1 pseudogene is annotated in these 423 nt (G+C 75.2%); it reads right to left on the minus strand.

Annotated elements, in window-relative coordinates:
• Positions 1-392: pseudogene (locus GVL52_RS32310) on the minus strand (hypothetical protein); the annotation flags it as partial.
• Positions 393-423: the final 31 nt, after the last annotated feature.

Below are 423 nucleotides of genomic sequence, written 5' to 3' on the forward strand. Positions count from 1 at the left end.
GTGCCGTCCTTGCCCGAGGTGTCGGTGCCCTGCAGCAGCACCAGCAGCTTGAAGCGGCGGTCGGCGTAGAACAGGTTCTGCAGGCCGTCCAGTTCGGCGGCCAGGTCCTGCACGGCGGCCTTGTCGGTGGCCTTGTCGCCGAGGGAGAAGGGCCTCTTGCCGGGATCGAAGTCGCCCAGGGAGAAGGACTGCGACTTGCCGGCGGGCCGGGGCTGCCAGCGGGCCCAGCGCTCGGCCAGCGCCGGGTCGGCGGTGCGCGCGGAGGAGGCCGTGGAAGCGGAGGCCGTGGCCTGGGCGGCCTGCGCGGCCATGTCGGCGGCGCTCAGGGGGCCGCAGAGCAGGTGCGTCCAGCGCGGTTCGCGGGCGCCCGGGGCGCGCGGCAGCAGGGCCACCAGGGGGCCTCCCTTTTCCTCGCTGCGCGAC

Origin of the sequence: Rhizobium sp. 18055 (assembly GCF_902706285.1) — a bacterium.
GTDB lineage: Bacteria > Pseudomonadota > Alphaproteobacteria > Rhizobiales > Rhizobiaceae > Rhizobium.